This is a genomic window from Actinotalea sp. C106 (genome assembly GCF_023630195.1).
In the GTDB taxonomy this organism is placed as follows: Bacteria; Actinomycetota; Actinomycetes; order Actinomycetales; family Cellulomonadaceae; genus Actinotalea.
This window is the reverse complement of the sequence record NZ_JALPKN010000119.1, coordinates 1-9,455: the sequence shown is the minus strand read 5'-3', so window position 1 is coordinate 9,455 and position 9,455 is coordinate 1. Positions and strand designations below refer to the sequence as shown.

Annotated in this window: 9 protein-coding genes, 1 other RNA gene and 1 pseudogene; 5 read left to right on the top strand and 6 right to left on the bottom strand. The window is 72.4% G+C overall.

Annotated features, from left to right (window positions below; translation table 11 throughout):
- A pseudogene (locus tag L0B03_RS09575) lies at positions 1-224 on the bottom strand (peroxide stress protein YaaA); the annotation flags it as partial.
- Between the two features lie 97 nt (positions 225-321).
- Here L0B03_RS09575 and rnpB point away from each other — a divergent pair.
- Positions 322-718: RNase P RNA component class A (gene rnpB / locus L0B03_RS09570), an RNA gene on the top strand.
- A gap of 24 nt (positions 719-742) precedes the next feature.
- On the opposite strand, the gene L0B03_RS09565 is transcribed toward rnpB, so the two are convergent.
- Complete coding sequence (locus L0B03_RS09565) at positions 743-877, bottom strand: chromosome partitioning protein (RefSeq protein ID WP_250445583.1); 135 nt, start codon at positions 875-877, stop codon at positions 743-745.
- A gap of 181 nt (positions 878-1,058) precedes the next feature.
- Here L0B03_RS09565 and L0B03_RS09560 point away from each other — a divergent pair, with 181 nt between their 5' ends.
- Positions 1,059-1,430: an STAS domain-containing protein gene (locus tag L0B03_RS09560; protein ID WP_250445582.1), complete on the top strand. Its 372-nt coding sequence runs from the start codon at positions 1,059-1,061 to the stop codon at positions 1,428-1,430.
- A gap of 48 nt (positions 1,431-1,478) precedes the next feature.
- Here the strand turns inward: L0B03_RS09560 and ppgK are convergent, their stop codons facing one another.
- The gene (gene ppgK / locus L0B03_RS09555; protein WP_250445581.1) at positions 1,479-2,264 is read right to left on the bottom strand and encodes a polyphosphate--glucose phosphotransferase; all 786 of its coding nucleotides are present in this window, start codon (positions 2,262-2,264) and stop codon (positions 1,479-1,481) included.
- The gene (gene map / locus L0B03_RS09550) at positions 2,261-3,151 is read right to left on the bottom strand and encodes a type I methionyl aminopeptidase (RefSeq protein ID WP_250445580.1); all 891 of its coding nucleotides are present in this window, start codon (positions 3,149-3,151) and stop codon (positions 2,261-2,263) included. Before map ends, ppgK begins: the two co-directional genes overlap by 4 nt.
- Positions 3,152-3,253: 102 nt before the next feature.
- Between map and L0B03_RS09545 the strand changes: the two genes are divergently transcribed.
- A complete protein-coding gene (locus L0B03_RS09545; RefSeq protein ID WP_250445579.1) occupies positions 3,254-3,484 on the top strand; it encodes an SPOR domain-containing protein in 231 nt (76 codons plus the stop codon).
- Between the two features lie 32 nt (positions 3,485-3,516).
- Here the strand turns inward: L0B03_RS09545 and panB are convergent, their stop codons facing one another.
- Positions 3,517-4,347, bottom strand: coding sequence for a 3-methyl-2-oxobutanoate hydroxymethyltransferase (panB, locus tag L0B03_RS09540; RefSeq protein WP_250445578.1), 831 nt, complete (start codon positions 4,345-4,347; stop codon positions 3,517-3,519).
- 7 nt (positions 4,348-4,354) lie between these two features.
- Entirely contained in the window at positions 4,355-6,007 is a 1,653-nt protein-coding gene (locus tag L0B03_RS09535; protein ID WP_250445577.1) for an NAD+ synthase, read from the bottom strand.
- 106 nt (positions 6,008-6,113) lie between these two features.
- Between L0B03_RS09535 and L0B03_RS09530 the strand changes: the two genes are divergently transcribed.
- Together L0B03_RS09530 and L0B03_RS09525 are read left to right on the top strand one after the other, a co-directional pair.
- Complete coding sequence (locus tag L0B03_RS09530; protein ID WP_250445576.1) at positions 6,114-7,451, top strand: glutamine synthetase family protein; 1,338 nt, start codon at positions 6,114-6,116, stop codon at positions 7,449-7,451.
- Positions 7,448-9,455 (top strand): bifunctional [glutamine synthetase] adenylyltransferase/[glutamine synthetase]-adenylyl-L-tyrosine phosphorylase (locus L0B03_RS09525; protein WP_250445575.1); only part of this gene is annotated, 2,008 nt, incomplete at its 3' end. The genes L0B03_RS09530 and L0B03_RS09525, both read left to right, overlap by 4 nt.

Below are 9,455 nucleotides of genomic sequence, written 5' to 3'. Positions count from 1 at the left end.
GTCGGCGCCGCGCGGAGACCGAGGTTGCGCTCGACCTCCGCCGCGAGGGAGGGCCCGACGCCGAGCAGGTCGACGGCGTCGGGCCGGGCGCTCGCCTCGAGCAGGGCCTCGAGGACGAGGATCCGCGACTCGGTGAGACCTGGGTTGCTGAGGGAGGAGAGGTCGACGGGCTTGCCGCGGCGGGGCGCGGTCTTGCCCTCGGAGGGCGGGAGGAGCACGAGCACGGTCGAAGGCTATGGCCCGGCGTGGAGCTCTGAGGACGCCGTCCACGGGGTCGGTGACCGTCGTCACCTCCGTGGGGCGGTAGCCTGGGCATGCGGATGAGTCGGCCAGGCGGTCGCGTCAGGTGCGGTCCGCCGCACCTGCCGAGGAACGTCCGGGCTCCGTAGAGCGAGGTGGTGGGTAACGCCCACCCGGGGTGACCCGCGGGACAGTGCCACAGAGAACAGACCGCCGTGACGGTCCGGCCTCGGCCGGGCCCGATCGGTAAGGGTGAAACGGTGGTGTAAGAGACCACCAGCGTGCCGGGTGACCGGTGCGGCTAGGTAAACCCCACCTGGAGCAAGGCCAGACAGGGAGCGTTCGAGGGCTGCTCGCCCGAGCTCCCGGGTAGGCCGCTGGAGGCGTGCGGCAACGTACGTCGTAGAGGGATGGCCGCCACCCGCGCAGGGGAGACCCCGCGCGGGGACAGAACCCGGCGTACCGGCCGACTCATCCGCCCACCAAGCGCCGCGGCGGAGGCCTACGAGGTCTCCGCCGTCCGCTTGGGCTCGTGCTCGGCGGACTCGTCCTTGTCGGGCACGGGGTCCGGATCGACGGCCTTGGTCGGCAGGTCGGGCTGGTCGGGGTCGAAGGAGTCGGGCAGCTTGTCACTCATCGGCCCACGGTGGCATCGCGTGCCGGGCGCCGCATCTCGAGGGTGGGTGCGTCGCGGAGATCTGTGCGATATCGTGTCACTCGCCTTCTCCTCTGCCCGGACCCCGCTCTGGTGAGGCGCCCCAGACGATGCGATGGCTCGCTCCACGTGGACGACGCTCATCGAGAGACGAAGGCGACCCATGAGTGACACCAGCAAGCCCCCCGTCGGCGGCATCACCGTGCATGAGACGGCGGACAGCACCATCGCCCGGCTGTGGGGCGAGATCGACGAGGCCCTGCGTCACGAGGCTGGGGCCGCGCTCTCGCGCACGCTGGACCGCAACCTCTCCGTGGTGATCGACACCCGCGATGTGACGTTCATCGACTCGACCGGCATCGCCTTCCTCATCCAGTTCTGCACCGTCGGGCGCGAGGAAGGGCTGACCGTCTCCCTCGCCGATCCGCCCGCGGTCGTGACCGAGGTCCTGGACCTGCTCGGCCTCACCCACATGTTCGACGCCGAGCCCGTCGACCGCAGCGTGCAGGGCCGGATCACGCAGATCGACGCCTGACCGCCGCGCGCTCCACGGGCAGGCGCCGACCGCGCTCCGCGGTCGTGCTCAGTCCAGGACGGTGCCGTGCGCGGCGAGCGCCGCAGCCCCGACGATCCCCGCGGCGTTGCGCAGGCCCGCCGGGATGATCGGGGTGCGCAGGTCGAGCAGCGGCAGGAACTTCTGGTGCTTCTTGGACACGCCGCCGCCCACGACGATGAGGTCGGGCCAGAGCAGGTCCTCGACCACGCGGAAGTACCGTTGCAGGCGCTCGGCCCACTCGTCCCAGCTCAGGTCCTCGCGTTCGCGCGCCGAGTCCGCGGCCCGGCTCTCGGCGTCGTGCCCGTCGATCTCGAGGTGGCCCAGCTCGGTGTTGGGCACGAGGGCCCCGTCGACCACGAGGCAGGAGCCGATGCCGGTGCCCAGGGTCACGACCAGGACCGTGCCCTCGCGCCCGCGTGCCGCACCGAACAGCGTCTCGGCGTAACCCGCGGCGTCGGCGTCGTTGACCGCCAGCACCTGGCGTCCCGTCGCCTTGGCGACGACCTTGCTCACGTCGGTGCCGATCCACGAGTCGTCGACGTTGGCGGCCGAGCGCGCCACGCCGTGCTGGATCACGGCAGGGAAGGTGACGCCGACGGGTACGTCGCGGGGCAGGTCGAAGGAGTCGACCAGCTCGGCGACCGTGGCAGCCACGGCGTCGGGGGTCGCCGGCTGCGGGGTGGGGATGCGCACCCGGTCGGCGGAGAGCTCGCCGACGACGAGGTCGACCGGGGCGCCCTTGATGCCGGACCCGCCGATGTCGATGCCGAAGGCCCCCGAGGGGTGCCGCTGGGGATGGGTCTGATCGGTCATGGCAGGGTCAGGACCTCCGCTCCGGTCTCGGTCACCACGAGGGTGTGCTCGAACTGCGCACTGCGTCGTCGGTCCTTCGTCACGACCGTCCAGCCGTCCTCCCACATGTCCCACTCGTGGGTGCCGAGGTTGATCATCGGCTCGATGGTGAAGACCATGCCGGGCTCGATGACGTCGGCATGGTGGGGGGCGGAGTCGTAGTGCGGCACGATCAGGCCCGAGTGGAAGGTCTCGCCCACACCGTGGCCGGTGAAGTCGCGGACCACCCCGTAGCCGAAGCGCGAGGCGTACTTCTCGATCACGCGCCCGATCACGTTGACCTCGCGCCCGGGGGCCACGGCCTTGATGCCTCGCATCATGGCCTCGTGGGTGCGCTCGACCAGCAGCCGCGACTCCTCGTCGACGTCACCCACCAAGAAGGTCGCGTTGTTGTCGCCGTGCACCCCGTCGAGGTACGCGGTGACGTCGACGTTGACGATGTCGCCGTCCTGAAGCACCGTCGAGTCGGGCACGCCGTGGCAGATCACCTCGTTGACCGAGGTGCACAGCGACTTGAGGAAGGGGACCTGCTGCGGGTGGGGCTGGTAGTGCAGGGTCGAGGGGTAGGCACCGTGGTCGCACAGGAACTCGTGGCCGATGCGGTCGAGCTCGTCGGTGGTCACCCCGGGGGCCGCGTGGCGGCCGACCTCGGCGAGGGCCTGCGCCGCGATGCGTGAGGCCACGCGGATGCGCTCGATGGTCTCGGCGTCCTTGACCTCGGATCCCGTGAACGGCAGCTCACGGTCCTTGCCCACGTACTCGGGTCGGGAGATGTTGCTCGGGACGGTGCGGATGGGGCTGAGGGTCCCGGGCACGAGCGTGCCCGTCGGCGCATGGGCGGTCGGCATGCCTGGCAGTCTACGGACGGGCGGCCCAGCGTGCGTCGCACCCGGATCACCGCGAGGGTGAGCGTGCCGGGCAGGCAGCCCGACGGACCGGAAGGAACGCGGATGAGCGAGGACCAGGACCCGACGCGCGCAGCACGGTGGTTCTACGACCCCTCGACCGGGGAGGTCGAGCAGGGCCGGCAGAGCTCCTGGCAGGGACGGATGGGCCCGTACGAGACCCGCGAGGAGGCGACGGAGGCTCTCGAGAAGGCCCGGCGCCGCAACGAGGCCTGGGAGGAGGAGGACCGGCGTCGACGGGACGAGGACGACAGCTGGGGCGTGGACCCCGCCTGAGGGACGGCGCCCCGGAGCTCGATCCGGCCAGCTCAGTCCGTGAAGCTGTGCTCGGCGGTCGGGAAGGCCCCCGAGCGCACCTCGTCGTTGTAGGCCCGCGCCGCGGCGGAGAGCACGGCACCGACGTCGGCGTACTTCTTCGCGAAGCGGGGGGACCACGTGCCCAGGCCCGCCATGTCCATCCAGACCAGCACCTGCCCGTCGCAGTCCGGCCCGGCGCCGATGCCGATGGTGGGGACGGCGAGCACCTCGGTGACCTGCGCGGCGAGCGGGGCAGGGACCATCTCCAGGACGATCGCGAAGGCCCCGGCCTCCTGGAGGGCGAGGGCGTCCTCGGTCAGCCGCTCGGCCGCGTCCTGGCCGCGTCCCTGGACCCGCTTGCCTCCCAGGGCGTTCTCCGACTGCGGGGTGAAGCCCAGGTGGCCCATCACGGGGATGCCCGTCGAGGTGAGGAGCCGCACGTGCTCGGCGACGTGTCGCCCGCCCTCGAGCTTGACCGCGTGCGCCCCGGCCTCCTTGAGCATCCGCACGCCGGTGGCGTGGGCGTGGGCGGGGGAGGCCTCGTAGGAGCCGAAAGGCAGGTCGGCGACGACCAGGGCCCGGCGCGTGGCGCCGACGACGGCCTGGGTGTGGCGCAGGACGTCCTCGACCGTCACCGGCAGGGTCGTCGCGTGCCCGTAGAGGGCGTTGCCCATCGAGTCCCCGACCAGCAGGACCTCGGTCCCTGCCTCGTCGAAGATCTGCGCGGTCGGCGCGTCGTAGGCGGTGAGCATGGTGATGCGCTCACCGCGCTCCTTGGCCTCGCGCAGGTGGTGCACACGGACGCGCTTGGGGGCCGGCGTGGCCGACGTCGGCTCACTCATCGTTGCCTCACTCCTCGACGGGGCCGCGCGGCTCGCGCCACCGGCTGGTGACCGGCAGCCTACGGTCCCGCCCGAAGGCCAGGGCGGTGACCTTGGGCCCCGGGGGGTACTGCCGGCGCTTCCACTCGGCCCGGTCCACCAGGGACAGGACCTTGTCCACGACCTCCGCGTCGAAGCCGCGGGCCAGCAGCTCCTCGCGCCCCTCGGCGTGCTCCACGTAGGCGTCGAGCACCTCGTCGAGGAGGTCGTAGGCGGGCAGCGAGTCGGTGTCCACCTGGCCGGGGCTCAGCTCGGCCGAGGGGGGCTTGGTGATCGAGGCCTCGGGGATGGGCGGGAGCTCCCCGGCGTCCAGGGCCGACTGGTTGCGCCACCGCGCGAGCGCCCACACCCGGGACTTGTCGACGTCCTTGAGCGGGGCGAAGCCGCCGACGGCGTCGCCGTAGATCGTGGAGTAGCCCACGGCCAGCTCGGACTTGTTGCCCGTGGCCAGGACGAGCTGCCCCTCGACGTTGGACACGGCCATGAGGATGACGCCACGGACGCGGGCCTGGAGGTTCTCGCCGGCGATGCCCGGCAGGTCCATCTGGCCCTCGAAGGCGTCGACCATGGGCGCGATGGGCTGGACCCGGTAGTCCGCGCCGATGCGCCGCGCGAGGTCTGCGGCGTCGTCGCGCGAGTGGTCCGAGGAGTGCCGCGAGGGCATCGACACGCCGACGACGTTCTGACCTCCGAGGGCGTCGGCGGCGATCGCGGCCGCGAGGGCCGAGTCGATGCCGCCCGAGAGCCCGAGCACCACGCCGGTGAAGCCGTTCTTGGTCGCATAGCCCCGCAGGCCCGTGACCAGGGCGCTGTAGACCTCGGCGTCGGCGTCGAGGGGCGCCGCGAGCATGCCGCCCGCGGGACGGCCGTCCGCGGCGAGGTCGACCACGAGGAGGTGCTCGACGAACTGCGGCGAGCTCGCGACCACGTGGCCGTCGGCGTCGGTCACGAAGGAGCCGCCGTCGAAGACGAGGTCGTCCTGGCCCCCCACCATGTTGACGTAGGCCACCGGGGCGCCGACCTCGCGGGCGCGTCGGCCTGCCAGCTCGGAGCGCACGTGGCCCTTGCCCTCCTCGTAGGGCGAGCCGTTGAGCACGAGCAGGAGGTCGAGCCCGGCGCCCGCCAGGCTGTCCACCGGGCCGGCGTCCTGCCAGATGTCCTCGCAGATCGCGAGCCCGACGCTGCGGCCGCCGACCTGCACCACGCTGGCCTCGTCGCCGGGGGAGAAGATGCGGAACTCGTCGAAGACGCCGTAGGTCGGCAGGTGGTGCTTGTCGTAGCGGGCGAGGACGGTGCCGCCACGGATCACCACGGCCTGGTTGGTCGCGCGGCCACCGCTGTCCCGGCCCAGCGTGCCCAGGGCGACCGTGATCTCGCCGAGCCCCTCGGCCACGAGCCGCTCCGCGACGTCGTGCAGCGCACGGTCGGCCGCGCGGGCGAAGGAGTCACGCAGCGCGAGGTCCTCGATCGGGTAGCCGGTGAGGGTCATCTCGGGGAAGGCGACGAGGTCGGCCCCCGCCTCGACGGCGCTGCGGGTCCAGGTCAGGACCTGGTCCGCGTTGCCGGCGAGGTCGCCGACGCAGGTGTCGATCTGGGCCAGTGCGATGCGGATCTGCGCCATCTGACCACCCTAACGACCTGCTGCGACGCCCTCGACGCGAGTGGTGCGACGTGCCAGAGCCCGGACATGTCACCCGACGGACATCTGCGTGGGGCAGGATGGCGTCATGGACAGGCAGCAGGAGTTCGTGCTCCGTACGGTCGAGGAACGGGACATCCGCTTCATCCGACTCTGGTTCACCGATGTGCTCGGGATCCTCAAGTCGGTGGCGGTCGCCCCCGCCGAGCTCGAGAACGCCTTCTCGGAGGGCATCGGGTTCGACGGCAGTGCGATCGAGGGGCTCACGCGGGTGTACGAGGCGGACATGCTCGCCAAGCCCGACCCCTCGACCTTCCAGGTGCTGCCCTGGCGGGGTGAGCGCCACGGCACCGCCCGCATGTTCTGCGACATCCAGACCCCCGACGGCGAGCCCTCGCTCGCGGACTCGCGGCACGTGCTCAAGCGCGCCCTGCAGCGGGCCGGGGACAAGGGCTTCACCTTCTACACGCACCCCGAGGTCGAGTTCTACCTCTTCGAGAACCCGGCCGACCCCGAGAAGCCGCTGGTCCCCGTCGACACCGCCGGGTACTTCGACCACGTGGCACGTGGCACGGGTCACGACTTCCGCCGCGCCGCGATCACGATGCTCGAGTCGATGGGCATCTCGGTCGAGTTCTCCCACCACGAGGCCGGGCCGGGCCAGAACGAGATCGACCTGCGGTACGCCGACGCTCTCACCACCGCGGACAACATCATGACCTTCCGCACCGTGGTCAAGGAGGTCGCCCTCGAGCAGGGCCTGCACGCCTCCTTCATGCCCAAGCCCCTCGCGGACCACCCCGGGTCGGGCATGCACTCCCACCTCTCGCTCTTCGAGGGGGACCGCAACGCCTTCCACGAGCCGGGTGCCCCCTTCGAGCTCTCCTCGACCGCGCGGAAGTTCATCGCGGGTCTGCTGCACCACGCGGCGGAGATCACCGCGATCACCAACCAGTACGTGAACTCCTACAAGCGCATGTGGGGCGGGGCCGAGGCCCCGAGCTACATCTGCTGGGGCCACAACAACCGCTCGGCCCTGGTGCGGGTACCGATGTACAAGCCCGGCAAGGTCAACTCGAGCCGGGTGGAGTACCGCGGGGTCGACTCGGCCACCAACCCGTACCTGTCGTACGCGGTGCTGCTCGCGGCGGGCCTCAAGGGCATCGAGGAGAACTACGAGCTGCCCGAGGGGGCCGAGGACGACGTCTGGGAGCTGACCGACGGTGAGCGGCGCGCCATGGGCATCCAGCCGCTGCCCTCCTCCCTGGACCAGGCGATCGCCGTCATGGAGAGCTCCGAGCTGGTGGCCGAGACCCTCGGTGAGCACGTCTTCGACTTCGTCCTGCGCAACAAGCGCGAGGAGTGGAACGCCTACCGCGCCCAGGTCACGCCCTTCGAGCTGAAGCGGTTCCTCCCGGTCCTGTGAGCGCGGGCACGGAAGGCTCAGGCTCCGCGCGGCGGCCCGCGCGGAGCCTGCACGGGCGCCTGACCCGCCTCGGGTTCGTCGACCCCGCCCGCGGGGCGACCCTCGTCGAGGACCCCGACCTCGTGGCCGCCCTGGGACCGGTCGACGAGGCTGCCCCGCTGCTCGACCTGCTGGGCGGGGTGGCATCGCCCGACGACGCCCTCCTCGGGCTCGCGCGCCTGTCCGGTGCGGTGCCCGACAGGGCAGCCCTGCGCACGTTGCTCGACCGACCCAGCCCTGAGCGCGAGCGCCTGCTCGCGGTGCTCGGGGCCTCGACGGCACTGGGCGACCACCTGGTTCGGCACCCCGAGGACCTCGACGCCCTGGCCGAGCCCACCCCGATCGGTGCCGACTCGCGCCTGGTGCGGGCCGAGCTGCTCGCAGCCGTCGGTGCCGAGCCGGACGGCGTCCCGGTCGCGAGCACGACGGGCACCGACGGCATCGACGCGATGCGGCGGGCCTACCGCCGGAGACTGCTGCGCATCGCCGCGGTCGACCTGGCCTCGAGCGAGCCGCTCTCGCTGCTGCCCGCCGTCGGGGCGGCCCTGGCCGACCTCGCCTCGGCAGCCCTCGAGGCGTCTCTGGCCCTGGCGCGGGCCGAGGTGGAGGAGCACGCCGCCGCCCGGATCGCCGTGATCGGCATGGGCAAGTGCGGTGGACGCGAGCTCAACTACGTCAGCGACGTCGACGTCATCTACGTCGTCGAGCCGCACGAGGGCCACGAGGAGACCGAGGCCCTGGGGGTCGGAGCCCGGCTCGCCACCGCCCTGGCGCGGGTCTGCTCGGGCCCGTCGAGCGAGCCCGCGCTGTGGCCCGTGGACGCGGCGCTGCGCCCCGAGGGCAAGAACGGCCCGCTCGTGCGGACCGTCGCGAGCCACGTGGCCTACTACGAGCGCTGGGCCAAGACCTGGGAGTTCCAGGCACTCCTCAAGGCCCGTCCCGTCGCGGGGGACCTCGAGCTGGGGGCCGAGTACACCGCTGCCCTGGGCCCGATGGTGTGGACCGCGGTCGAGCGCGAGCACTTCGTCGAGGACTCCCAGGCCATGCGGCGCCGGGTCGAGGACCACGTCCCGGCCGCCGAGGCCGACCGTCAGCTCAAGCTCGGGGTTGGGGGCCTGCGCGACGTCGAGTTCACGGTCCAGCTCCTGCAGCTCGTGCACGGTCGGGCCGACGAGACGATCCGCAGCCCCAATACCCTCACGGCGCTCGCGGCCCTGGCCGCGGCGGGATACGTCGGACGGGACCACGCGGCGCGGCTCGGTGTCTGCTACCGCCTGCTGCGCACCCTCGAGCACCGGGTCCAGCTGCACCGCCTGCGCCGGACCCACCTGCTCCCCGAGGCCGAGGTGGACCTGCGACGGCTGGCTCGTGCCTCGCGGCTGCAGCCCCCCGACCAGGAGGCGGTGATGCAGCGGTGGCGCACGGTCCGTCGTGACGTCCGCCACCTGCACGAGGAGCTGTTCTACCGACCGCTGCTGCCCGCGACCGCGAGCCTGACGCGTGAGGAGGCCAGCCTCGCCCCCGAGGCCGCCCGCGCGCGGCTCGCGGCCATCGGGTACCGCGACCCCTCGGGCGCCGTCCGGCACATCGCGACCCTGACCGAGGGGGTCAGCCGACGCGCGTCGATCCAGCGTCAGCTGCTGCCCGTCCTGCTGGGTTGGTTCGCCGAGGGCAGCGACCCCGACGGCGGGCTGCTGGCCTTCCGTCGCCTGTCGGACGAGCTCGGCACCACCCACTGGTACCTCAAGCTGCTCCGCGACTCCGGGGTCGCGGCCGAGCGACTGGCCAGCGTCCTGTCCCGCTCGAGGTACGTCGCGGACGCCCTCGCGCGTTCGCCGGAGTCGGTCGCCTGGCTCGCCGACGACGCCGAGCTGGCCCCGCGCGACGTCACGCGCCTGGCGAGCGAGGTCGACGCGGTCCTGAGCCGGGCCGGTGAGGCCACCGCCGGGTCGACCCTGCTGCGTG